The sequence below is a fragment of the Brevibacillus sp. NPDC058079 genome, from assembly GCF_042885155.1.
Taxonomy (GTDB): Bacteria; Bacillota; Bacilli; order Brevibacillales; family Brevibacillaceae; genus Brevibacillus.
Window position 1 is genome coordinate 39,151 of sequence record NZ_JBHVSO010000003.1, and the last position, 24,081, is coordinate 63,231.

Here is a 24,081-nt window from a genome sequence, read left to right on the forward strand (position 1 = left end):
CCACTATCCTTTTACAGGCTGCCACTCCAAAATATCTCTTGCCACTACACTGGCCAAAATTAAACCAGCCACAGAAGGCACGAAAGCATTACTTGCTGGAGGCATCCGCACTTTGCTAATCGGTGAATTCGGGTTGGAAACGATCTGTTCGCGTACATCTACACGTACGGTTACGGGAATCTCACGGGAATATACAACTTTTACCCCTTTGTAGATACCGCTTTTCCGTAGCTCACGACGAATGACCTTTGCAATCGGATCATAACTCGTTTGGGAAATATCGGCAACCTCAAAACGGGTCGGGTCCATTTTGTTGGCCGCACCCATGCTAGAAATAATAGGGATATTGCGACGCTTTGCTTCTTTAATTACATGGAGCTTGGCGGACATGGTATCCATGGCATCCACGATGTAATCCAGTTCATGCTCAAACAGCTCATGCGCTGTTTCTTCATTGTAGAACATATTGAGTGTTACGACCTCGCACTCTGGATTGATCGTCGCAATACGCTCCTTCATGAGCTCAGCCTTTTTTTGACCGACTGTGTTCAGCGTCGCATGAATTTGGCGGTTGATGTTCGTAATGTCTACTACATCCTTATCTACCAAAATGAGCTTGCCTACACCAGTACGCGCGAGTGCTTCTACTGTAAAGGAACCGACTCCACCAATTCCTAATACAGCAACGCGGCTATTTTTCATTTTTTCCAAACCTTCGGGACCGAAGGCCAATTCACAACGAGAAAATTGATGAAGCATATTTCGTGTCACCTTTCATTCGCAAGCGAGATTATTAGGGTAGTTTAGCACTTACTTATAGTCAATCGGAAAAGTAGGATTGAAATAGAAAAAAGGAGCCCCATTATGTCGTGTTACTCCTTAGTTTTGAACCTGCTCATCGCAGGTGGGTGTCTTGCCGAACTGTTACAGACGTCCACTCTAAGGAGGCATGCCTTTACAATCACGGACGAAAAACTCCCTAAACAAACTTTGTGGCTCAAAACTATCGGATGTCACGAGCATCGCAGGGCTTTCATCATAGTATTACCAATGTATCAAAGAGCAATGCAGTTGCGCAAGTCGATTACGCTTCCACCTTTTCTTCTTCTGTGACAATTGTTGCAATGGACAGCTCTTTCAATTGTTTTTCGTCTACTACATCTGGAGCATTTACCATCAGGTCGCTCGCGCTTGCTGTTTTCGGGAATGCGATGACTTCACGCAGGTTAGTGCGGCCAGCCAAAAGCATGATCAAACGGTCCAAGCCAAGAGCGATTCCACCGTGTGGAGGTGTACCGTATTCGAATGCATCCATGAGGAAGCCGAATTGTTTACGCGCCTCTTCTAGTGTAAAGCCAAGTGTCGTAAACATTTTTTCTTGCACGTCACGCTTGAAGATCCGCATGGAACCTCCGCCGAGCTCGTATCCGTTGAGAACCATATCGTACGCTTGTGCGCGCATTTGACCTGGATCGGTGTCGAACAGGTGCAGGTCTTCGTCTTTTGGACGTGTGAACGGATGGTGCAGGGCAACGTAGCGTTTTGCATCCTCATCCCACTCAACCAGCGGGAAGTCTACTACCCAAAGGAATGCAAACTGGCTTTGGTCAATCAGACCGAGTTCAGCACCCAGCTTGGAGCGAAGAGCACCCAGTGCATCTGCTACTACTTTTGGTTTGTCAGCAACGAACAGGAGCAAGTCGCCTTCTTCTACCGCCAAGCGTGCTTTCATCTCGTTAAGTTCTTCTTCTTTAAAGAACTTCGCAATTGGTCCTTTGACTTCGCCGTCTTTGAAGCCGATCCAAGCCAAGCCTTTCGCGCCATAACGGGAAGCGAATTTACCCAGGTCGTCTGCTTCTTTACGGGAGTAGTGTCCGCAACCTTTTGCGTTGATCGCTTTTACTTGTCCGCCGCCAGCTACAGCTGCTGCAAACACCTTGAAGTCACTTGTCGCAACCAGATCAGATACGTCTGTCAGCTCCATGCCGAAGCGTACGTCTGGTTTGTCAGAACCGTAGCGCGCCATTGCATCCGCATACGTGAGACGAGGGAATGGAGTCGGTACGTCTACGCCAACCGTTTGCTTGAATACGTGAGCGACCATCTTTTCCATCATCGGCAGGATTTCTTCCATAGACAGGAAAGAGGTTTCAATGTCCACTTGGGTAAATTCAGGCTGACGGTCAGCACGCAGGTCTTCGTCACGGAAGCAACGAGCGATTTGGTAATAGCGCTCCAAACCAGATACCATCAGAAGCTGTTTGAACAGCTGTGGCGATTGCGGCAGTGCGTAGAATTCGCCTGGATGTACACGGGAAGGCACGAGGTAGTCACGTGCGCCCTCAGGAGTGCTCTTCTGGAGAATTGGTGTTTCTACTTCCACGAAGTTGTTCTCATCCAAGTAGTCACGGAACGCTTTCGCTGCTTTGCTGCGCAAAATCAGGGAGCGCTGCATTTCAGGACGGCGCAAGTCCAAGTAGCGGTATTTCAGACGAACTTGTTCATCTACTTCGATCTCGTCTTCAATCAGGAACGGAGGCGTTTTTGCATCGTTCAAGATTTCGATTTCAGAGATGTGCACTTCTACTTCGCCGGTTTTCAGCTTCGGATTGATTGCTTCTGGTGCACGGTTTACAACTTTCCCTTTTACAACCAGTACGTATTCGCTGCGAACCTTGTCAGCCGCTTCCCAAGCTTCTTTGTTGTACTCTGGGTTGAATACGATTTGGACGATGCCAGTGCGGTCACGGAAGTCAATGAAGATGACGCCCCCGAGGTCGCGACGCTTTTGTACCCATCCGTTCAGTACGACTTCTTGCCCAACGTGTGCTGTTGTTACTTCTCCACCATGTACGGTGCGATATTGCCAAGACATGATCATTTCCCCCAACAATTTGTTTTATGGATTTACTTTTGCAGCGAGTACCGAAACGAGTTCCTCGCGTTTCACTTCTTGTTGCTCGCCTGTTGCCATTTCCTTTAGAACAACCGTGCCATTTGCTAATTCAGACTCACCGATGATCGCCGTAAAACGAGCCTGTAGACGATCTGCTTGCTTCAGCTGTGCTTTCATTTTCCGATCCAGATAATCCAGCTCAGCCGCAATCCCTGCTTGGCGCAATTGGTCGACGAGTACGAAAGCTGTTGTTTTCGCTTCTGGTGTCTGCACCACTACGAAGCAATCGATGCCACCCGAGATCGGCAGTTGAACACCTTGCTTTTCCAGAGCCAACAGCAGACGCTCGATACTGAGTGCGAAGCCGATGCCCGGCATATCGTCGCCGCCCAGCTCTGCAACCAGTCCGTTGTAGCGCCCGCCGCCACAAAGCGTTTCTACCGCACCGATCTCCGCCATTTTGATTTCAAATGCGGTCAGTGTGTAGTAGTCCAAGCCGCGAACCAGACGCGGATTCACATGAAACGGAATATCCAGTGCGGTCAAGTAGTTTTGTACGGCTTCGAAGTGAGCCGCGGATTCTTCGCTCAAGTAGTCCAAAATGGACGGAGCGTCCATCGTCAGTGTTTTGCATTTTTCATTTTTGCAATCGAGCACGCGCAGCGGATTGCGATCGATACGAGATTGGCAATCCTCGCACAGCTCGGAGCGAACACCGTTCAAATGTGCGAGCAAATGCTCACGGTGATGCGCCCGGTCTTCTACCGTACCTACGCTGTTCAATTCCACAGAAAGTCCAGTCAATCCGAGCTCCTGATACAGACGAATCGCAAGGCCAATGACTTCTGCATCGATCGCTGGATCGCTTGAACCGATCGCTTCTGCACCGAATTGAACGAATTGGCGATAGCGGCCTGCTTGCGGACGCTCGTGACGGAACATCGGTCCCAGGTAGTACAGCTTGGTAGGCTGATTAGGCACACCGTACAGCTTGTTTTCCACGTAGGAGCGAACAACACCCGCTGTCCCTTCTGGACGCAGCGTGAGAGCATCCGTACTGCGCGGATTGGCTACACTGTACATTTCTTTTTCTACGATGTCAGTCGTCTCGCCAACACCCCGTTGGAACAACTCTGTGCTCTCAAACAGCGGCGTGCGAATTTCCGCGTAATTGGAGCGGCGACACAGATCGCGGGCCTTGGCCTCCACGTAGTGCCACAGCTCTACAGTACCAGGCATGATATCCTGCGTACCGCGTGGGATCTGGATTCTTGTCATTCCTCTCGAACCTCCATGTCTTTTCAAAAACTCGGGCTAAAGCCAAACCTTCAGGATCAAGGAACCTTTATTTATGACCAAATAAAAAAGTCCCTCGTCTCCTGACATTTAGCAAATCGCCGCATGTCAGGGACGAGAGACTGGTTATACTCCCGTGGTGCCACCCTGTTTGAATAGCCCTACATCATAAAAAGGCTATCCCACTTATTAGCCGTTAACGCCGGCACACGCCTGCCAGTTACTGGGGAAAGAGATTTCTTTCAGCCGTTCACTGCGGTCTTCAGGGATGTCATTCACCAAGCCGTTATACGAAAGCACTCTCAGCCACGGCGCTTTCTCTCTGGGTATCCGGTTCCTAGATACTTGTTCCCGTCATCAGATCATTTCTTATTCAATAAAAAAGCTTAATGTGAATCATAGCAAACCCGCCAACAGCCGTCAACAGGCGCTCAAATAAAACTTTTTTTATTAATAACAAGTATATCCATCACTTACTTGCCAGATACCTGTCCAGCCGTTCTCGCACCCGAATAGATTTCATCCAAATCACGGAGCTTGTTTTCAACCAGAACCTTGTACGTGTCATTGTACGTTTTCGGGTCCTTCGGATTCGGAAAGCGCGTCAGCTTTCCGCTTCCTGGGGCCATCAGCTTGGATACTGCACCACATCCGAGACCAAGGATGGTTTGTACTTCTTCCATGATCATGATGTTGTAGATGCTCTCCTGCCCTGGCTTGGCATATCCGACATTCTCCAGATTTCCCAAAATATTTTTCTGCCGATACAAATAGTATGGGTCATAGCCGTTCGCCGCTGTCCATTCGGAAGCCATCTCCATCATTTTGCTGATCTCATCCCGAGTGGCGACCTTGTAGCGGTCTTTGTTCTGCGTCATTTCTGATGCTCTTTTAAAAGACAGCGTATGAACCGTCAGCGAGGCAGGCATTAGCTTTTCTACCTCTTGGAGGCTGTACGCCAGCTCGGCTACGCCTTCGTTTGGTAGCCCGATGATCAGGTCCATATTAATATTAGTCAAGCCCATCTCCATAGCCAGATGGTATTTCTCAATCGTCTCTTCGACGGTGTGATGACGTCCGATTGCCTGGAGCGTCTCCTGCGTGAACGACTGTGGATTAATGCTGATCCGATCCACTTCCCACTGCTTCATCACATCAAGCTTTTCGCGAGTGATCGTGTCGGGTCTTCCCGCCTCAACCGTCAGCTCGCGCACATCTCCCATGTGTGGAAATGAGCGATGCATCGTCTCAAACAGCTGGTTCATGTCATCCGCGGTAATACTCGTAGGAGTTCCGCCACCGAAATAAATGGACGTGATCCGCTGGTCATTCGCGCGAAGCCACTCTCCCATCCGCTCCATCTCATAATGGAGACCTTCGAGAAACGGATTAACCGAAGCCGTATGACTGCGAATCGCGTAAGCAGGAAACGTACAGTACGCACACTTCGTCGGACAGAAGGGGATGCCGATATACACAGACAATTCGCGATCAATTTGATACAAATCAGGCACGACGTAGAGCTGCTTGTCTACGATTTCTTGCAAAAGCTTTAGCTTGTATGGACGCAAAATCACATCCTGCTGCAATCTCTTGTGTGCTTCCTGTCTGTCTACACCAGCGGCGTTCAACTGATGCAGCAGTTTCGTCGGGCGTATCCCGGTCAAAATACCCCAGCCTTGCTCCATGCCCGTGTATTCTTCCAGCATCAATAACAGCGCATAGCAAAGAGCTTGCTTGGCCGTCTTTTTCATCGCTTTTTCATCACGTGCTACGTAGTCTCGCTCCACCTGATGGGAAATGCTTCGTTTGCCATCGTATAGCTCTCCTGAAGCTACGACTCCATTTTCGTGCACGGTCAATGCCAGCTTGATTTTCAAATCAGCCTCACCTGTCCACTCGGGCACAAAAGTGAGCGCTGGGTCTTCATAAAATAACGCGAGAATTAAGGAGAGTTCCCGCTCGAATGCGTGTCCCTCACATATGATCTGTATCATGGAGTTCACCTGCTTTTTTCAAAAATGCCACTCCTCATCATAGCCGACGAGAATTACTCGGGTCAACTAGACAAGTTGTGGCATCGTGTGCAAGGTCACTTTCGTTTTTGCCGAGGGTGTTGGATATCCCGCAGGCCTGGATGAAAATCTTGGGCCATTTCTACATTTTGTAGTGACATTTCTTTCTCCAAATCGTCTTGAAAATCAACAGACAAAAACTGCCGATTCAATCCTTGCGCGAATGTTTCCTTCTTTGACTGTCTCACGATGAATTCCTCCTGAAAAGCTGCGTGCGCTAGCATCTAGTAAAATCTAGTATTGCCTTCCCAGATGAAAAGCAATCAGGGAATTCATGCAGAACTTTGTCGTATTTTGCAGGAAAAAGCAGGAGAAATAGCGAAGTGATTATTTTGGTAAAAACATGCAAGAGAGCAATGAATTCAAAAAGCTACGTATTTCGGAAAGGATGTCTATCGTGTTTGTTCGTCAAAAGATCCTGAGGAGTCTCCTGACTGTCGTCTGTGCCATTTCCCTCCCCGTTTCTGCAGCTTGGGCCGCCGGTTCTGTTCAGGTCACCGTGGACAAGCTCAACGTCCGTTCAGGTCCTAGCCTCCAAGACGCTATCGTCACTACACTGCCGAACAAAACCGTGCTGCCCGTCATCTCCACCAAAAATGACTGGATTCAGGTAAAACTTCCGAACGGTCAAAACGGTTGGGTAGCGAACTGGCTCGTCAGCACACAGCAACAGCAACAGCAACAGAAACCAGCAACTGCATCTGCCAAGCACGTGGAGAGCACCACAACGAATCTCAATGTTCGTTCTGGACCCGGTCAGACCTATGCAGTCGTACAAACAATCAATCCAGGTACGCGCTACCCCATCGTGCAACAGAGTGGCGAATGGTTCCAAATTCAACTCAACGCAGGAACAAAAGGCTGGGTCGCAAACTGGCTTGTAAAAGAAGTAGGTGCGGGACAAGCAGTTTCTCCTCCCTCTACTGGTAGCACACCCCCAACAACCAATCCTGTGGGCACAGGATCACAACCGAAGCCTCCTGCCGTACAAGGAGCCAGCCTAACCTTGGATTTCGCTCCGTACGTATACGCCACGCCAGATGCCAGTACACCTGCTATCGGTCAACTACATGCGGGCGAGAAAATCACGGTCTTGAACAGACAAAATGGTTGGATTCAATTTCCATACGACGGAGTCAACGCTTGGCTCTCCACCGATCAAACCAACCCTGACACAGGTCAACCGACTCTGCCCGAAAATGGAAATGGAAGCACGCAACCTCAGACTGGGCAACCATCTTCTTCAAGTCAAACCGCCACAGTAAAAACGGACGGATTGAATCTGCGCAGTGAACCGAACACAACCAGTACCATTCAAGCTACACTTCCAGTCGGAAGCAAGCTGACTGTTTTGGAAAAACAAGGAGACTGGTACCACATCAACACGGCGGCCGGAATAACTGGCTGGGTGGCAGGCTGGCACATTACGGTGAACCAACCAAGCATGCCTACACCGAGTGGCCCATACGTGACGATCATGAATCCAGATACCAATGTTCGTTCTGGTCCGAGTACCGATCACAATGTTATCAAACAGGTACAGCCTGGCGAGAAATACGGGATTGCCAATAAATCAGGCGAGTGGTTCCAAGTTAACTTCCCTGACGGCTCCACAGGCTACATTGCTGGCTGGCTCGTTTCTGCTAATGGTGCGCCAGCTGTGGTACGCAGTAATGAACTTGTCGGCAAAGTCATCGTCGTCGATGCTGGTCATGGTGGTACAGATGGTGGTTCGACTGGCTCTAGCTTCTCTACTTTAGAGAAAACGGTCAATCTGCAAGTATCCATGCTCCTGCGAAACAAGTTGGAAGCAGCAGGTGCCAAGGTCATCATGACACGGGCTGATGATCGCAAGCTGACCCTGCAACAGCGCGTCGACATCGCGATTCAAAATCAGGCTAATATTTTTGTCAGCGTCCATCATAATACGCATCCAAACTCAGCAACGAATGGCTCGATTATTTTCTACTACAGCCAAGGTAACTCTAGCAAGCTCGCCTCCCTGGTTCAAACGGAACTGGTGAAAGCGACTAGCTACAAGGATATGAACTATCGTTACGGAAACTATTTCGTTCTACGCGAAAACCCGGTGCCATCCATTTTGGCCGAGATCTCCTTCTTATCCAACTACAACGATGAGATTCGCGCACGTTCAGAGAAACAACAGGATCTTGCAGCGGAAGGTCTATTCAAAGGGATTGTCCAGTACTTTAATACACAAAGCAATCAGGGAGGCTGATCCCTCTCTTATAAAAAAACCCCCATGCGAAAGAAGCTGGCTTAAGCTCTCTCATATGGGGGTTTCTTTTATGGCGCACCCGATCGCATCAAGGCAAGTCAGGCAGGAATTCCAAGAGGATTTGCGAATATCATAAGGCATCGAAAGGAGTGATGACGGATGAAAATCAATCACAACATCAACAAACGCACGGTATGGACGCAGGTGATCACAAGTTAACCTTTGAAAATGGAGTGATTTCTATTAAAACGATGTTTGAGTACAATTGGATGGTTCGTGAAGAATGGCTGAAGTGGTGCAAGGATGTCCCAATGGAAGAATTGCTACGTGCGCGCATCGGTGGTGTCGGGGGTATTTTGCACACACTGTTCCATGTTATTGATGTAGAATGGAGCTGGATTCAAGTCATGCTGGGAAGGCCTGATTTTCAAGAAAGCTTCGACCTTCACAACCGGTTGGAAAAGGTTCGTGACCTGGAGGCGACTTTTCGCCCGGATGTGCTTCAATTTTTGCGCAATTGGGATGAAAGTATGGAAACAAGAGTCTTTCAGGACACGAAGCCAGACGGCAGTATCGCTACGTACACATGGGGTGAAATTATGCGGCACATGATCGCTCATGAAATCCACCATGTCGGGCAGCTATCGATATGGGCACGAGAAGTCGGGAAAAAGCCGATTTCCGCAAATCTGATCGGCAAAAATCTGATCCTCCCTGCAACCAATTTCATTCACTGACCCAATTTAGTACTGATACGACAAAAAACGATTGCCGGATGCAATCGTTTTTGTTTTTGTCTTCGCTATCTGGATTAATACGTCGGGCGTTTTTCCCACGGCTCGACCTGACCGACGATTATTTGCCGTTCAGTTGCTTGCAGAGCGTCAATCACCCCAACCGCAATTTCATCATTCGTCAGCCAGCGGGAATGCTCACCTGTACATGTAAACCCGAGGACGACCCGCCGATATATACAAACTTCTGATGTAGGTTCTATTGGTGGATTCCTCCAAGCACCGCTCCCACACACATGCAGCAATTGCCAGTGCTTCTCAGGACGCGACAGTTCTTCCACGATCACAGAGAGTGCATGCGGTGCAGTCGAATGAATCCACGCGACAACCACATCCATCGGCCCTCTCTTCTCTACGAGCACGGCCATAGCCTCCCGCAAGCTTTCTGTCTGGTGATAGTCTTGTGGCAGCATATGAAACGACTCTGGATGAGTTGAACCGTCTCTGACACTTCTTAATTTGACTGGATCACGGCCAAGCACGGTTACTTGATAACCTTGGCGAGCCAGCCAGCGGGAGACCTCTATAAGCATGCCACTCGCACCGATCACCAATGCTTCTTTGGCCATGTTTTCATCCCCCCATGGCTGTGTCTACGATTCCACAATCAGTGTGACAGGGCCATCATTTAACAGACGTACGTCCATCATTGCGCCAAAGCGTCCTGTTTCCACCTGGAGCCCTTTTTCACGCAGTTTGGCGTTAAACAGCTCGCACAGCGGTTCAGCCTGCTCTGGTCGTGCGGCAGCCATGAAGTTCGGCCTTCTGCCCTTTCTGCAATCGCCATACAGCGTAAATTGTGATACGGACAAAATTTGACCACCCTTATCTAAAACAGAGAAGTTCATTTTGCCTTCCTCGTCTTCAAAAATACGCAAGTTCGCAATTTTGTCTGCGACAAATTCTACTTCTTTTTCTGTGTCTTCATGTGTAATCCCTACCAGCAGCATTAAGCCGTGATCAATTTGTCCGACGATCTCTCCTGCCACGGTAACACTCGCTTCTCTCGTTCTTTGTACGACAACCCTCACACTGACTCATCCTTCCTGTTAGCTAAACAAGAACACCCAATCCACGAGGGATTAGGTGCTCAGTATCCGGCGAACCGAATAAATATCTTTGATGCGCTTGATGCGCTCTACTACTTTCAACAAATGATCCACATTGCTAATCGAAATGGTCATATGAATCGTTGCCACTCGGTTTTTATCGGACTTGCCACTGACAGCCGCAATGTTCGTCTTTGTCTCTGCCACAACCTGCAGTACATCGTTTAACAGTCCGCTCCGATCATTGCCCGTGATCTCGATCTCTACATGGAAATTATGTTTGAAATCGGTATCCCATTCGACATCAATCAGGCGCTCTGTACATTCGTCTGTTAGTACGTTCGGACAGTCCAGTCGATGCACCGATACCCCACGACCTCTAGTAATGAAACCGATAATCTGGTCGCCTGGGACAGGTGTACAACAACGAGAAATACGGACGAGCAAATTATCCAAGCCACGGACTTTGACGCCAGACTCACTCTTGGCAGAATGATTTGCTGGATTCGGTTTGACCTCAGGAATAGTCGGGTTTTGTTCTTCGCGCTCCCGACGGAGTTTGTCTAGGAGACGAGTCGCAATTTGCGAAGCCGTAATGCCGCCATAGCCGACTGCGGCAAACATGTCTTCTGCCCCTTGGAAATTAAACCGGGCTGCCGCTTCCTTCAGGTTCGTTTCTGTCATCGCTTCTTTTATATCAAAGCTGCGCGACTTGATCTCCGCTTCCACCATCTGCTGACCTTTGGCGACATTCTCTTCCCGCTTCTCTTTTTTAAACCACTGTTTAATTTTATTGCGAGCATGCGCGGATTTGGCCATCTTAAGCCAGTCCTGACTAGGCCCGTACGAATGCTTAGAGGTCAGGATTTCGACGATATCGCCTGTTTTCATCGCATAGTCGAGCGGGACAATCTTGCCGTTCACTTTGGCGCCAATCGTTCTGTTTCCTACCGCAGAGTGAATCCGATAGGAGAAGTCCAGCGGTACAGAGCCTTTTGGCAGCTCGACTACATCGCCTTTTGGCGTGAAGACGAAAACCGTATCGGAGAAAAGATCCTGCTTGAGACTCTCCATGAACTCTTGCGCGTTCGGAGCTTCTTCCGATCCACCTTCGATAATCTCCCGCAGACTACCCAGCTTCTCTGCAAACGATCCTTGCACGATGCTTTTGCCTTCCTTGTACGCCCAGTGAGCCGCGATCCCGATCTCAGCTGTCTGGTGCATATCCCACGTGCGGATTTGCACTTCCAATGGCTCACCTTTTGGCCCAATCACTGTAGTATGAAGAGATTGGTACATGTTCGTCTTTGGCATGGCAATGTAATCTTTGAATCTGCCTGGCATGGGCTTCCACAGTGTGTGCACGATACCGAGAACGGCATAACAGTCGCGGATGTCATTCACGATGATCCGCAACGCAAGCAGGTCATAAATCTCGTTGAACTGCTTATTTTGTCTCGTCATCTTTTTAAAGATGCTGTAGATATGCTTCGGACGTCCCGAAATTTCTGCCTCGATGTTTAACTCGCCCAGCTTTTCTCTGATCGTATCCGATGCTTCATTCAGGTAGGCTTCGCGCTCCACCCGTTTCTTTTGCATCAAATTCACAATCCGATAATACTGTTGCGGATTCAAATACCGAAGCGCCGTATCTTCCAGTTCCCATTTGACGGAAGCGATCCCCAAGCGATGAGCAAGTGGCGCAAAGATTTCAAGCGTTTCATCGGAAATCTCACGTTGCTTCTCCTCGGACATGTGCCGAAGCGTCCTCATGTTGTGCAGACGGTCTGCCAGCTTGATCATGATGACGCGGATGTCCTGTGCCATGGCAACCAGCATCTTGCGGTGGTTTTCGGCGAGCTGCTCTTCCTTGGACTTGTATTTAATTTTTTCCAGCTTGGTCACTCCATCTACCAGGAGAGCTACATCCGGTCCAAACTGTTCACGGAGATGATCAAGCGTAATCTCAGTATCTTCCACGACATCATGCAAAAATCCAGCCGCAATCGTAACGGCATCCATGTGCAGGTTTGCAAGAATCCCCGCCACGGCGATTGGGTGCATAATGTAAGGAACGCCTGATTTGCGTATTTGCCCTTCATGCGCTTTTTCGGCAAGCTGATAGGCACGTGTAATCAGGTCCATATCCGATTGTGATAAATAGGTGCTTGCTTTTTTTACTATCTCATCAATGCCGGTAATCATAGTTCCCTTCCCTTATCCTCTCAGTAAAATAACCTCGTTCGAGGCCTTCTCACGGAGGAGCGACCGCATTATAGCGGAAAGTTTCACCGAAGTATTGCCGGAAGCAGACGCTGAGGCACTTCGTGATGCGCTCCGGAAAGTTTAAGCCTGGACGCATTTCGCACTGTGAAGCACTTGAACTTTCCTATACGTCTAGAAAACTTGGGCTTTGCCAAGCATTTTGGCGCAGGCGAAGGCTTACTTGCACGTATCATGTCTGTCTATTTCATACTATTATCTTGTATGTCGTTCGTCTTGTAAAGCTGAATTCCCCTGTAAAGTATGTACAGCCCCAGAAAAAAGAAAAAAACGGGCATTTCACCCGTTTTTCCTTGTTGCATCAATTAATATTGAACCAGCGATTTGATAGGAATTTCACCTATTTTGCTACGTCCATCCAAGTAGGACAGTTCGATGAAGAAGGCTGCTCCTACTACTTTACCTCCGAGTTGCTCAATCAAATTGATTGTTGTCTCAATGGTTCCACCTGTCGCCAGCAAATCGTCTGCAATCAGAACACGCTGACCTGGTTGGATAGCATCTACGTGTACAGCCAGTGCATCTTTTCCATACTCCAGGTCGTAATCGGCCTTGATGGATTCATATGGCAGTTTGCCAGACTTGCGGATCGGTACAAAGCCAATTCCCATTTCGTACGACAATGGAGCACCTACTACGAATCCACGTGCTTCTGGACCCGCAATCACGTCTGCTTGTACTTCACGAGCGAAGACAGCCAAGTCTTGAATCGCTGCTTTGTAAGCAGGGCCATCCTTCAACAAAGTGGTGATGTCCTTGAAGCGAATACCTGGTTGTGGGAAATCTGGGATAACACGAATGTATTGTTTAAAATCCATGAAAAATTCCTCCTAAACGGTGGGTGGTTCCACCAATTGATGAAGCGCTTGAATCATTGCATCAGAAGAAGAGAGCAATAAATCCGTTGCAAGCTGTGCCTCTTCCTTCCAATTCGCGTAGAGCACAGAGCTCTCGAGTGGCCTTTTCGCAGAGTTGGCCTGGAGCGTGTACTGCTCGGCCTCTTCTACTAAAAACTCCAGCTCCATAAAGATGGCGATCATGCCGTCCAATAGATTTCTTTTCCATTGCAGCTTTTTGGCCAATGCATCCAAGTGGATTTTTTTAACAGTTGGCACCTGGACGAAAAACTGGTACAACTGTTTAAAATGATCCCGGCCCGGACAGGAAAGCCGCTCCATTCCTAAATCCGGATCACCAAACAAACAGTATATACGCTCCGCTTGTTTGAGCAAGACACGAACCACTTCCAATTCGGAACGTTGCTTCGGCAAGTCATACAAAATCACGTTGGAAGAGGCTGTGATGTTCGTCCCCTCTCGACCAACCACGAACAAGGAATTCACCTGATCGCTAAACGCTTTCGCTGCCAGTGGCTCGTAGCTTTCCTCGCGAAACAGGATGGTCACCGAATTTGACTCCGCCATCACTTGCTGCCATTTCTCTATCTTGTCACGACTGCCACGCCAGTCAAACACTTGCTGGTGTCCAACAGACAAATCACGAATCGTCAGCTGAGGCTTTCGATTTCCGTTCCATTCGTTTACAGACACTTCACCCAATACGTGAAAACGTGCCTTTGGCGTTACTCTCTTTGTTACATGTGCCCAGTTGAAGCCAATTGCATCCAAAGAGGTGCCCGCTTTGTTCAACGTACACTTCAAATGATTGTCATCGCGCCCAATAGTGCGCATACCTTGTGTTTCTACTTCTTCTAACAAAACGAGCGGTGTTGGATTCCCCATTCCATATGGGGCAAGCTGTTCGAGTTGCTCCGCCGCGGTCAAACTGATCTCTTCCATGCTCATCGCAACGTCCACTTTGGTCATCGGCGTGAAGTCTTCAGTGGACAACCACTCCCCAGCTAGCTCGTTTAGTTTTTGGCGTAATAGATCGAGATTTTCTACAGGCAAGGTCATTCCCGCTGCCATTGTATGACCGCCATAGTGCGGTAGCCATTCCTTGCAAGCTGTCAGACCTTCATACATATCAAAACCTGCAATGCTTCTTGCCGAACCTTTTGCCGTTCCTTTTTCCGGATCAATGCCAAGTACAATCGTTGGACGGTAAAAAAGCTCGACCAAACGGGAAGCTACGATCCCTACCACGCCCACGTTCCAGCCTTCTTTAGCCAGAACGAGAACATTGTTCTGGTCAGGCGGATACAGCTCATTCACCATCTGTACAGCTTCCTCAGTCATCGCTGCGACAATTTCCTGACGTTCGCGGTTTAAGTCGTCCAGCGCCTGGGCACATTTCTCTGCTTCGTCCATATCCGAAGTCGTCAGCAATTTCACAGCGGATTCAGCCGTCTCCAGCCTTCCACTCGCATTCAGACGCGGTCCTAGCGCAAAGCCTACATGTCCCGCAGACAGCTCGGTATCGGCCAACCCACAAACTCGGATTAAGGCTTGCAGACCAAGGTTCCTTGTATGATTTAAGCGCTTTAATCCTGCTCGAGCAAGAATGCGATTTTCATCTACCAACGGCACCAGATCCGCTATCGTCCCCAATGCAGCCAAATCAGCCAAATGCAGTGGCGGTTCTTTCAGCAAGGCATGCCCCACTTTAAAGGCGACCCCCACTCCCGCCAACATATCAAACGGGTACGAACAGCCGGGCTTCTTGGGGTTAATCACAGCAAATGCCTCCGGGATGATTGCCGGAGGTTCGTGATGGTCGGTTACAATGACGTCAAGACCTAACTGGTTCGCGTACGCTACCTGCTCCACTGCACTAATCCCTGTATCGACAGTGATAATCAGCTTATAGCCGCTATGATGCAGATGCGCCAATGCGTCTTTATGTAACCCATACCCTTCTGTAAAACGGTTGGGAATGTAGTAGTCAAAAACAGCGCCGAGTTGGCGCAGTAGATGTACCATTAGCGATGTGGAGCTAACCCCATCGGCGTCGTAATCGCCGTATATGCAAATCGGTTCTTGCCTTTGAATGGCTTGTTGAATGCGATGCACGCTTTGTTCCATTCCATCCAGCAAGAAAGGGTCATGAAACAATTCTGGACCGGCTTGCAAAAAATCACGAGCCTTTTGTGATGTGTCAATGCCACGTATCACCAGAAGCTTGGATACGAGCGGAGTAAGCTGGCAATCTGCGGCAATAGTAGCAGCAAGCTGCTCATCATAGGTGGCCAGTTTCCAGCGTGTTTTCGCTTTCAGCATGGGCTTTCCTCCAATCCTCATTCATTATAGTGGATGGAGCACAAGCCTGACAATAGTGAGGCTTTCTCCGGTAAAAAAAGGAGAAAACCGCGGGAATATCCCCGCGGCTTTCGGATTAGCTTTCGTTTGGAGCTGTTGAAAAGCGCTTCTTGTTCATTTCTCTCTTTTTCAAAGAGACCCAGATTTGCGCAGCGATAAAGATCGAAGAGTAGGAACCACTGAGCAATCCGAAAATCAGTACGAGGGAGAAGTTGCGAATCCCTTCGCTTCCCAAGAACACAATCGCAACGGCTGTCGCCAAAACGGTTACCACGGTAAAGACAGAGCGGCGCATTGTCTGCCACAAGCTCACGTTTACCAGGTGTTCCAGGTCTTCAATTGTCTTGGTCTTCATCACGCGTTCATTTTCACGGATACGGTCAAAAATAACAATCGTATCGTTCAATGAATAACCAACAATCGTCAAGATCGCTGCGATAAAGGTCAAGTCAACCTCGAGTCGAAACACGGAAAACAACGCGATCGGAATAAATACGTCGTGCAAGAGAGCAATCGCACACGCGACCCCGATCAAGAACTGGAAGCGGACCGCTACGTAGATGGCAATCCCAAGTGCAGCGAACAAAATTGCAAAACCCGCATTGCGTACCAATTCTTGTGCAATAATCGGATCAACTGTAGATTCTTGCTTGGTTACCTGATCACCATACTTGGCTATCAATGCCTGTTCAATCTCCGCCAGCTTTTCCGGTGGAATGGTTTCTTCAAAGCGTGTAAAAGCCTGTTTTTCCCCATATGCTGTCACATCTGAAAAAGATGTCTCTGGTAGCTTTTCCCGGACGATCGCATCAATATCAGTCGTCGAGAACTCTTTCCCGATATACATATCCAGACGTGTACCTGCTTTAAAATCAACCCCGAGATTCAACCCAAGAGTGAACATGGACAACAGGCCCAACGCAAGAATAATCCATGAAATCACAAAAAACTTCTTACGGTTTTTTACAATGTTGTACTTATCAGCGTACTCTAGTGCTCTATAACTCACCAATTTCACTCTCCTTTACCCCGAACCAAGACGGCTTCTTGAATAGGTTCGTACGGATCAACAAGCCGAGGAGGAAACGAGAGGCAAAAACGTTTGTAAAAATACTTACGATCGTTGTCAGCATCGAGATAATCGCAAAGCCTTGGATAGAGCTAGTCCCGAAGAAATACAATACCACAGCTGCGATCATAGCCGTAACCTGTGCATCCAAAATGGTGACCAAGGAACGTCGTTCACCTGCACGGAATGCAGATAGAATCGTCTTACCGGAACGAATCTCTTCCTGAATACGTTCGTAGGTAATAATATTCGCGTCCACGGCCATCCCGATTCCCAAAATGAAACCAGCAATCCCTGGCAGTGTAAGCGTCGCATCCATCCAATCAAGGAATAGCAAGGAGAGATAGATGAAAGCTACCAGTGTAATATTGGCAACCAGCCCTGGCAAACGATAAACCACCAACATGAATATAAGGATAAATGCTCCACCTATATATCCTGCATACAAGGTTTTCTCCAAGGACATCGCACCAAGTGTAGCGCCTACAGATGTTACCTGTTTCTCAATCAGTTTGGCCGGCATCGCACCGGAGTTAAGTAAGTCAGCCAATTCTTGAGCCGATTCTTGCGTATAGTCACCGGTAATTTGTGCACTACCACCGGAAATGACAGACTGAATCGTCGGACTGGTCTGCATGGTTTCATCTAGGAAGATTCCCATTGGCTTACCAAGATTTGCACGAGTCACGTCTTCTAGAAGTTTCGGTTCTTTAAATTTGACGGTAACTAACGGTCTTTTCAGTTCGTTGTAACCGACTGCTGCTCCCCCTGGAGCCAAATCGCTACCTTTCATCAACGTCTTGCCTTCTACGTCACGGAACGTAAGTACGGCTGGTTTGCCAATCAACTCACGAAGCTTTTCCTGATCAGCATCATGGGAGGCAATCCTCACACGGATACGGTCCGGCAGCTCGACGTTTACCTCTGGTTCGGTAACGCCACCGATATTCACCCGTTTTTCCACCATTTGCGCTGTTGCAGCCAATAATGTTGTATCGACCTTTTGTCCTTCATTCAAGGGCTCTACCTGGTACAAAATTTCAAAGCCGCCCTTCAAATCCAATCCTAGTGTGATATTGCTTGCTACTTGTCCAGTCGTGGTAAACAGACCGCCCAACAAGCCCACCACAACCAGGAACAATACAAGCCTGCTCCATTTAATCATGTAATACCCCTCTTTCCTAGCCGTGCCTCGTCGTCGACACGAAAACCAATATGCCCATTATAGCGAAGTAAGAAAAAACGTGTCAATTCATGCTGGAAAAGCGAACCATGGTAACCAACCCCTTATCTGCAATCCGCATTTTTACCTATACGATTTAGATAAGAAGAAGTTTCACTAAGAATTTTTGTACATTTGAATCATGAGGTAATTCATATACTTATTTGGCTTCAATGACAAAATGTCGTTGACAAGCTGGTGTATCGGCGGCATTTCTTTGTAGCCGTTCGTGACACATTCCCAAACGTCCTCAGCTGCCACATTGTCGTACCCCAAAAGAGCAAATTCCTCTGCCTTGCTTACACAAAGACTTGCGACTTGCCCATACCATTCCTGTTTTTGCGCTTGGTCCATCCCAATTTCCCCCTCAAAGTAGTCATGCCGACAGCGGCACGTCCATATTCTTTACTGAGTGAATTTATCCTTGCAAAGGAGCCTTCCATGAAACAATCCTTCTTTTACGGAACGGTCATCCTCATTATTGCTGGTGGCATTACCAAAGTGTTTGGCTTTGCTCACAGGATCGTGTTGTCGCGCATTATCGGAGCGGAAGGAATGGGGCTTTATCAGATGGTTGTGCCCCTTTTATACTTTCTGATTACTGTGACGACATTCGGACTTCCGGTTGCCATTGCAAAGCAAGTGGCAGAGACGGAAGCGGCTAATAATCCGCGACTGACTCGCCGGTTTCTGTTAGTAGCCTTGTCGGTCACAGGCGGGATTAGCCTCGTCATCTGTGTCCTGCTCCTCTTGTTCTCCCAATGGATTGCTGGAATGCTATTCGCGGACCCTCGTGCACACATTGTACTGCTTGCGGCCATTCCGGTCATCCCGATTTCCGGCATTTCTCTTGTCCTGCGAGGATACTTCCAAGGAAAGCAAAACATGATCCCTACCGCGGTCTCTCAGCTTGTAGAGCAGGTCGTCCGAATGGCACTGGTCGTTGTCATGACGATGTCGTTTCTTTCGGCAGGCATTGAGTACGCCACAGCAGGTGCTGTCGCCAGCATTATTTTTGGAGAAGCCGCCGGACTCTTGTACATTCTCTGGCAGTATCGCAAAGGCAGCAAAAAAGCAGCAGCTCAGCTTCTGGATAAGCCCCTGCTCATGACGGTTTCAGCTAGCAAAAAGAGCTTGTCGCAACTCATCCACGTCGCACTCCCTGTAACGCTAAGTCGCATCATCGGCTCCATTGCGTACGTGCTAGAGCCTATGCTCGTACCCTACGCGCTCGTCATTGCTGGTTTTACCACCTCGACGGCTACTGGTTTGTACGGACAATTTGCTGGGATGGCCGTTCCTTTGTTGCTTTTTCCCACTTTTTTAACGTATTCCTTGTCCGTTTCCCTCGTTCCTGCCGTGGCGGAAGCGGCCTATCAAAAAAATGCCCCACTCGTGCATCGCCGCATTTATCAAGCCATGCGGATTACACTCGTCATCGGAGCACCTTGTACTGTCTTGCTCACTATTTTTGCAGAACCTTTATGTGTCCTGCTTTACGGCAATCAGTATCGGGAGGTTGGCGTGCTGCTAAAAGAGCTGGCACCGTTCTCCGTCTTCCTGTTTTTCCAAGCACCGCTTGCCGCCGCCTTGCAAGGCCTCGATTATGCTCAGGTCGTCTTTCGAAATACGCTGATCAGTGCCATCATCAAAACTGTCGCCATGTTTTTTTTCACGGCACATCCAGCATTCGGCATTCATGGCGCTGTCATTGCACTTAATATTGGCATTACACTTGGAACATTATTGCATTTTGCTAGCCTGATCAAAAAAATTGGTTTTACGGTCGACCTTCGGGAATTCAGCAAAATCGCGATCGCCATGCTACTCATGGGTTATTCCGGTTCCTACATTGCCAAGCATTGGTTTATGGACGTATCGATTGGACAGCTATTGACTGCAAGCACCTTCATTAGCACCTTGCTGTACTTTGTCCTACTCGTCGCCATGCGTGTCTTGGGCAAGCAAGACGTGCGTCGCATTCCGTGGATCGGCGAACAACTCGCCGTGTTCTTCCCTCGCCGCTAGCATTTATTGCAGCGGCTTGTCTTTTTTGTCCAAATACATGATGCCACGTTCGTCAATGCTGCAAAAAGAAACTTCTCGAATGTCTTTGATTCCATATTTGCGGATTTCTCGTTTCAGCCAAAGCTGGTTTTGTCCGATCTTGTTCAGTGCCTCCGTTCTCACCTTGCCATCGAGAATCAGTGGGATGGGCAGACCTTTGTACGAGACAGGACCGACTTGCTGCTTCTTCATCAACGATAAATCTTCCCTCGTAATCTTTTCTTTTTGCTCCTTCAAAAACACACTCATCTGTCCGGTTGGCTCCAACAACGCAAATTCAACATCGGCAATGTTTTTTACGTCTTTTTGCCGCAGATGTACCATCAAATCATCCATGTTCAAGCGATTGCGACGCATCGCCTGCTCCCTGATTTGCCCATTTTCTATAATCAAATCGGCAGAGCCGTCCACTGTATCGCGGAATTTCTTGCTCTTTAATGACAGATAAGCGAAGGCGACTTCCAATAAGGCAATTAACAGCATCGGCAAATAAAACCGAAGAGCAGGCTTATCGACATCCTCAATCGCTAATGCAGCCATTTCTGCAAGCATGATCGAGATGACTACATCAAAAACGGACAGCTTTCCCAATTCCCGCTTTCCCATCAACCGCACTAAGATCAGGAGGAAAAAATACGAGAAAAGGGTGCGAAGTAACACCATTGTAAGATTATCCACTTTCGCTGCCCCCCAAAGAACATTTGATACTAGTGTTCAACAGGGGGCAGGGAAAGTATTAGCACCAATTACAGCCACTTTCGCTTGCGGAAAATGTGAAGCATAGTAAACGTCATGGCTAGCATAATCACGAGTGCCACGATCAGCATATACGGTTCGGCTTCTTCACCCAGCCATGCAAAAGTATTCATCCCGAATAGTCCGGTGATAAATGTCAAAGGAAGGATGATCGTAGAGATGATCGTAAGAACCCGCATCGTCTCCGTTGTTTTGGCGCTAATGATGGTGTAGTACGTATCCAACGCACCGTTAACCAGATCACGGAAGGTTTCCGTTGAATCCGAAATCCGCTCCAAGTGGTCTGTTAGGTCGGTGTAGAACGGAACGTTTTCCTCGGAAATATCGAAGGAGTAACGGCCGTTGACGTTCGCGAAAATTCTTTTTTGCGGCATGATCACACGCCTGATTAAAATAATCGTTCGCTTCAACGCCAGGAACTCTTCGGTAATTTCCTCCATCTGATGTTCATAAATCTCGTCCTCCAGCTCGTCAATCCGCACACTAATCCGATCAATAATGGGAAAATATTCATCGGTAATCCCGTCTACAATGGCATACAGCAAATAGTCAGGACCTCTGTTCAAGTAAGAAATGTTGCGGTGACACATGGCAGCGATCCTACCGATGGTATTCATCGGAGACTTGTGGATCGTCACGATGTAGTTAGGGCCGAGAAAAACGTTCAGTTCTACCGTTGTGATCTCGTCATCGCTTTCTTCATTGTAACGCAGGGCGTGAAAAACGAAGAAATAGTAGTCATCGTACTTGTCTACCTTGGCACGTGGACTGACGTGCAGGCAGTCCTCAATTGCCAGCGGGTGAAAGTCGAAAATCTTGGCAATATAGGGCAGTTCATTGTTTCCCACATCATACAGATCGATCCAGAGTAGATCCTCTGGTGATTTCAGCCATTGATCCTTCGTTGCCAGATCAACATCGTGAAACATCTTCTGTTCAGAGTGGTTATAAAAGTACGTTTTGATCAATCTTCCTCACCCCCGTCTCGTTCCCCATCCATCATACGAAAATTCCTATCAATGTTCAACGCGAAGATGAATACGTGAGCCAAGCCTCTCATATAGATGTACAAACACTTCCAATAAGGGGGTACATACCGTGCGAAGTGCATCTACCTCTGTACTGACAGGTCTATTGTATACGACATGTCTCGTTTTAATTGGAGCTTTGCTCGCGACCTTGCTCCTTAGCTTCACCTCGATACGGGAAGGCACGCTACCCTATTTTACGTACGTGATCAATGCCATCGCCCTCTTGATCGGGGGATTCGTTACTGGACGTCGGTGCGGCGGCAGGGGCTGGTACTACGGCGGACTTACCGGACTCACTTACTTCCTTTTCATCCTCTTAATCGGCTTCCTCGGCTTTAACGCCCCGATGCAATGGGGGACCTTCCTGTTCTTGTTCGGCGCTTTTGGAGTGGCTGCCTTAGGTGGGATTCTCGGCGTGAATTCGGCCAATTCCAACAACAAGCATAAAGGCGGTAAACCTAAAGTTATCAAGCCTCGCCGCTAAAGCAAGACAGAAAAAAGCAGGTGGATGACCCACCTGCTTTTCGCATGTATTATTTGGATTCTTCTTTTGTTTCTTCGCTCTTCGCTGGTTCACTCTTTGCTGGTTCGTTGCTGGAAGAAACCACGCTGTTGATCGCACCACGATCGAACGTAACGTTTACGTTGTGAGCAATACGCAAAGTGATAGTATCATCAGACAGGTCTTGGATCGTTCCATGCACTCCACCGATTGTTACGATCTTGTCGCCTTTTTTAATAGCTGCAAGCATAGCGTTGCGTTGTTTTGCCTTCTTTTGTTGCGGACGAATCAGCAAGAAGTAAAAAATCGCAAACATGATGATAATCGGTAAAAACTGAGTCAAGCCATCCATGAAAAAAATCCCCCTCGATTAAAAAGATCTATCTTCACCCAATCCATATTGAGCGAAAAACTGGTCGCGGAAATCTTGCAAGCGGTCTTCGGCAATCGCCTGACGCACCTGTTCCATTAACTTCACCAAGAAGTGCAGGTTATGGTAGGTAGTTAATCGGATACCAAAGGTTTCCTCCGACTTGACCAGGTGTCGGATGTAAGCACGTGTGTAATTTTTGCAGGTGTAGCAATCGCAATTTGGATCAAGTGGGGTAAAGTCGCGCGCGTATTTTGCATTGCGGATGACCAGTCTTCCCTGGCTTGTCATGCATGTCCCATTGCGGGCAATTCTTGTCGGCAACACACAATCAAACATGTCAATGCCTCGGATCGCTCCGTCGATAAGAGCATCTGGTGAACCAACCCCCATCAAATAGCGGGCTTTGCTTGTCGGAAGCAGTGGAACGGTGTGCTCCAGCACTTCATACATCAAAGGAAACGGTTCTCCCACGCTCAAACCACCGATCGCGTATCCTGGGAAATCCATGGAAACGAGATCGCGTGCACTTTGTGCGCGCAAATCGTTGAACATGCCACCCTGAACGATTCCAAACAACGCTTGTTCGTTTGGACGAGTATGCGCCTTCAGGCAACGCTCTGCCCAGCGGGTTGTTCGCTCCATTGATTTTTTTACGTAATCGTACTCCGCAGGATAAGGAGCACATTCATCGAATGCCATGAAAATATCGGCACCCAACGCGTTTTGAATCTGTGTAGCCTCTTCAGGACCAATAAACAGCTTTTCGCCGTTTAGGTGGGAACGGAAGGATACTCCTTCCTCCGTGATCTTGCGGAGGTTACTAAGGCTAAATACTTGAAAACCGCCGGAATCAGTCAGAATCGCACGGTCCCAATTCATAAAGCCGTGCAGTCCGCCTGCCTCACGAACAATTTCATGCCCTGGACGTAGAAACAAATGGTACGTATTACTGAGGATGATGCCCGCGCCTAACGCTTTTAACTCCTCCGGGCTCATCGTCTTTACTGTCGCTTGTGTACCGACAGGCATAAAGACAGGGGTGTCAATCGTCCCATGAGGTGTATGTAACTTACCGAGACGTGCACCAGTTTGTTTGCATGTTTTGATTAACTCGTAGCGTACAGCCAAATCTTTGCACTCCTCAAGCTATGTATGTAAGTCTTACCTATTATAGAAAAACTTCTGGACGAAGTAAACCCACCTGACTAATA

Annotated in this window: 21 protein-coding genes and 1 other RNA gene; 4 read left to right on the forward strand and 18 right to left on the reverse strand. The window is 48.4% G+C overall.

From position 1 onward, the window contains the following. Positions 1-3: 3 nt before the first annotated feature. The 6 genes from ACFVS2_RS10450 to ACFVS2_RS10475 all read right to left on the reverse strand — a co-directional run bounded on the left by ACFVS2_RS10450 (position 4) and on the right by ACFVS2_RS10475 (position 6,455). Positions 4-759, reverse strand: a complete 756-nt coding sequence (locus ACFVS2_RS10450; RefSeq protein WP_173618892.1) for a tRNA threonylcarbamoyladenosine dehydratase — start codon at positions 757-759, stop codon at positions 4-6. Between the two features lie 93 nt (positions 760-852). Beyond that, positions 853-1,034, reverse strand: a non-coding RNA gene (gene ssrS, locus ACFVS2_RS10455) — 6S RNA. Positions 1,035-1,084: 50 nt separating this feature from the next. Then, complete coding sequence (gene aspS, locus ACFVS2_RS10460) at positions 1,085-2,875, reverse strand: aspartate--tRNA ligase (protein WP_173618893.1); 1,791 nt, start codon at positions 2,873-2,875, stop codon at positions 1,085-1,087. Positions 2,876-2,899: 24 nt separating this feature from the next. Next, positions 2,900-4,174, reverse strand: coding sequence for a histidine--tRNA ligase (gene hisS / locus ACFVS2_RS10465; protein WP_173618894.1), 1,275 nt, complete (start codon positions 4,172-4,174; stop codon positions 2,900-2,902). A 491-nt stretch (positions 4,175-4,665) separates the two neighbouring features. After that, positions 4,666-6,189, reverse strand: coding sequence for a coproporphyrinogen III oxidase (locus ACFVS2_RS10470; RefSeq protein ID WP_390233564.1), 1,524 nt, complete (start codon positions 6,187-6,189; stop codon positions 4,666-4,668). Between the two features lie 95 nt (positions 6,190-6,284). After that, positions 6,285-6,455 (reverse strand): hypothetical protein, encoded by a 171-nt coding sequence (locus ACFVS2_RS10475; RefSeq protein ID WP_173618896.1) that lies wholly within the window; start codon positions 6,453-6,455, stop codon positions 6,285-6,287. A 155-nt stretch (positions 6,456-6,610) separates the two neighbouring features. Between ACFVS2_RS10475 and ACFVS2_RS10480 the strand changes: the two genes are divergently transcribed. Further along, complete coding sequence (locus ACFVS2_RS10480) at positions 6,611-8,506, forward strand: N-acetylmuramoyl-L-alanine amidase family protein (RefSeq protein ID WP_390233566.1); 1,896 nt, start codon at positions 6,611-6,613, stop codon at positions 8,504-8,506. Positions 8,507-8,748: 242 nt separating this feature from the next. Next, the gene (locus ACFVS2_RS10485; protein WP_390234501.1) at positions 8,749-9,243 is read left to right on the forward strand and encodes a DinB family protein; all 495 of its coding nucleotides are present in this window, start codon (positions 8,749-8,751) and stop codon (positions 9,241-9,243) included. 74 nt (positions 9,244-9,317) lie between these two features. Here the strand turns inward: ACFVS2_RS10485 and ACFVS2_RS10490 are convergent, their stop codons facing one another. From ACFVS2_RS10490 to ACFVS2_RS10525, 8 genes are all read right to left on the reverse strand, one after another. Further along, the gene (locus ACFVS2_RS10490) at positions 9,318-9,869 is read right to left on the reverse strand and encodes a short-chain dehydrogenase (RefSeq protein ID WP_390233569.1); all 552 of its coding nucleotides are present in this window, start codon (positions 9,867-9,869) and stop codon (positions 9,318-9,320) included. 24 nt (positions 9,870-9,893) lie between these two features. Next, entirely contained in the window at positions 9,894-10,331 is a 438-nt protein-coding gene (dtd, locus tag ACFVS2_RS10495) for a D-aminoacyl-tRNA deacylase (protein WP_390233572.1), read from the reverse strand. A gap of 51 nt (positions 10,332-10,382) precedes the next feature. Next, entirely contained in the window at positions 10,383-12,554 is a 2,172-nt protein-coding gene (locus tag ACFVS2_RS10500) for a RelA/SpoT family protein (RefSeq protein WP_007717574.1), read from the reverse strand. 383 nt (positions 12,555-12,937) lie between these two features. Further along, positions 12,938-13,450: an adenine phosphoribosyltransferase gene (locus ACFVS2_RS10505; protein WP_017247577.1), complete on the reverse strand. Its 513-nt coding sequence runs from the start codon at positions 13,448-13,450 to the stop codon at positions 12,938-12,940. A 12-nt stretch (positions 13,451-13,462) separates the two neighbouring features. Next, positions 13,463-15,811 carry a single-stranded-DNA-specific exonuclease RecJ gene (recJ, locus tag ACFVS2_RS10510; protein WP_390233575.1) on the reverse strand — a complete coding sequence of 783 codons (2,349 nt, stop codon included), beginning with the start codon at positions 15,809-15,811 and terminating at the stop codon, positions 13,463-13,465. A gap of 115 nt (positions 15,812-15,926) precedes the next feature. After that, a complete protein-coding gene (gene secF / locus ACFVS2_RS10515; RefSeq protein ID WP_390233577.1) occupies positions 15,927-16,859 on the reverse strand; it encodes a protein translocase subunit SecF in 933 nt (310 codons plus the stop codon). Next, positions 16,849-18,084, reverse strand: a complete 1,236-nt coding sequence (secD, locus tag ACFVS2_RS10520) for a protein translocase subunit SecD (protein ID WP_390233580.1) — start codon at positions 18,082-18,084, stop codon at positions 16,849-16,851. Before secD ends, secF begins: the two co-directional genes overlap by 11 nt. Before the next feature lie 174 nt (positions 18,085-18,258). Continuing rightward, positions 18,259-18,495, reverse strand: a complete 237-nt coding sequence (locus tag ACFVS2_RS10525; RefSeq protein WP_106839329.1) for a post-transcriptional regulator — start codon at positions 18,493-18,495, stop codon at positions 18,259-18,261. 87 nt (positions 18,496-18,582) lie between these two features. Here ACFVS2_RS10525 and spoVB point away from each other — a divergent pair, with 87 nt between their 5' ends. Further along, a complete protein-coding gene (gene spoVB / locus ACFVS2_RS10530) occupies positions 18,583-20,169 on the forward strand; it encodes a stage V sporulation protein B (protein ID WP_390233583.1) in 1,587 nt (528 codons plus the stop codon). Positions 20,170-20,172: 3 nt separating this feature from the next. Here spoVB and ACFVS2_RS10535 read toward each other — a convergent pair whose 3' ends face one another. Both ACFVS2_RS10535 and corA read right to left on the reverse strand, forming a co-directional pair. Beyond that, positions 20,173-20,886: a DUF421 domain-containing protein gene (locus tag ACFVS2_RS10535; RefSeq protein WP_390233585.1), complete on the reverse strand. Its 714-nt coding sequence runs from the start codon at positions 20,884-20,886 to the stop codon at positions 20,173-20,175. A 68-nt stretch (positions 20,887-20,954) separates the two neighbouring features. After that, the gene (corA, locus tag ACFVS2_RS10540; protein WP_106839332.1) at positions 20,955-21,932 is read right to left on the reverse strand and encodes a magnesium/cobalt transporter CorA; all 978 of its coding nucleotides are present in this window, start codon (positions 21,930-21,932) and stop codon (positions 20,955-20,957) included. Positions 21,933-22,062: 130 nt separating this feature from the next. Between corA and ACFVS2_RS10545 the strand changes: the two genes are divergently transcribed. Continuing rightward, on the forward strand, positions 22,063-22,479 hold the full coding sequence (locus ACFVS2_RS10545; RefSeq protein ID WP_137029850.1) for a TIGR04086 family membrane protein: 417 nt from the start codon (positions 22,063-22,065) through the stop codon (positions 22,477-22,479). Between the two features lie 49 nt (positions 22,480-22,528). Here ACFVS2_RS10545 and yajC read toward each other — a convergent pair whose 3' ends face one another. Both yajC and tgt read right to left on the reverse strand, forming a co-directional pair. After that, a complete protein-coding gene (gene yajC, locus ACFVS2_RS10550) occupies positions 22,529-22,849 on the reverse strand; it encodes a preprotein translocase subunit YajC (RefSeq protein ID WP_173618907.1) in 321 nt (106 codons plus the stop codon). Between the two features lie 18 nt (positions 22,850-22,867). Further along, positions 22,868-23,998 (reverse strand): tRNA guanosine(34) transglycosylase Tgt, encoded by a 1,131-nt coding sequence (gene tgt, locus ACFVS2_RS10555; RefSeq protein ID WP_007717557.1) that lies wholly within the window; start codon positions 23,996-23,998, stop codon positions 22,868-22,870. Between the last annotated feature and the right edge of the window lie 83 nt (positions 23,999-24,081).